Source organism: Rhizobium giardinii bv. giardinii H152 (genome assembly GCF_000379605.1).
Taxonomy (GTDB): Bacteria; Pseudomonadota; Alphaproteobacteria; order Rhizobiales; family Rhizobiaceae; genus Pararhizobium; species Pararhizobium giardinii.
Window position 1 is genome coordinate 1 of record NZ_KB902666.1, and the last position, 1,032, is coordinate 1,032.

A 1,032-nucleotide genomic window follows, 5' to 3' on the forward strand; every position below is an offset into this window, starting at 1 on the left:
TCAACAATTCGGCCGAGGTACATGACCGCAACGCGATGGCCGATATGCTCCACGACCCCAAGATCGTGCGAGATGAAGACAAAGGCGATTCCTAGTTCCTCTTGCAGGTCCATCAGCAAATTCAGTATCTGCGCCTGCACAGAGACATCGAGAGCCGAAACCGCCTCGTCGGCAATAATAATTGAGGGCTTCAAAGAAAGCGCGCGTGCAATACCGAGCCGCTGGCGTTGGCCGCCTGACAACTCTGAGGGAAGCCGGTGCATGATCTCAGACGCCAGCCCAACTTTTTGTAGAAGCTCCGCTGCAAGCTCCTCGCGCGTCTTGCGATTCATGCGCTCGAAGTTCTCGACCGGTTCGGTGATAATCTCTCCAGCCGTTAACCGAGGATTGAGGGAGGAGTAAGGATCCTGGAAGATCATCTGCATTCGACGCCGCGACTTCCGAAGCTCGCTTTTCTTGAGATTCGCTATATCGATGCCCTCGAGCAGCACACGCCCGTCGGTAGGGTCCACAAGCCTCATCAGAAGCCGTGCAAGCGTGGATTTGCCACACCCGGATTCGCCGACGATACAGAGCGTCTCACCTGCCTCAACCGAAAATGACACACCCTCAACGGCCCGAACGACGGGGCCATTCCTGTTCAGCATGCCCCCACCGAGCGGATAGTGTTTTACTAGGTTCTCGACCTTCAACAGCGGATAATTCATACCTTCAATACCTCTCCTGTATGCCAACAGGCGGCCGCGTGATCCGGCCCGGATTCCTCAAGGATAGGCGTCTTCTCCCGGCAAATATCTGTTGCGAACGGGCAACGCGGCGCAAAACTGCATCCGGCAATCGGCTCGCGCAGGCTCGGCACAATCCCGGGGATCTCTGGCAGACGACGCTCCTTACCGCGTCGCCTGTCCGGCACCGATCGCATGAGCGCCATGGTGTAGGGATGCATGGGCCGCGCAAACAATTCCGTCACGCTCGCCTGCTCGACAATCCTGCCGGCATACATCACGATCACGCGCTGACAGGTCTGTGCTA

The 1,032-nt window shown here is 57.5% G+C and carries 2 protein-coding genes; both read right to left on the reverse strand.

The features are described 5' to 3' along the window. A partial coding sequence (locus A3AY_RS0114570) for an ATP-binding cassette domain-containing protein (protein ID WP_018326390.1) occupies positions 1-707 on the reverse strand: 707 nt, incomplete at its 3' end. Continuing rightward, a partial coding sequence (locus A3AY_RS0114575) for an oligopeptide/dipeptide ABC transporter ATP-binding protein (RefSeq protein WP_026203446.1) occupies positions 704-1,032 on the reverse strand: 329 nt, incomplete at its 5' end. The genes A3AY_RS0114575 and A3AY_RS0114570, both read right to left, overlap by 4 nt.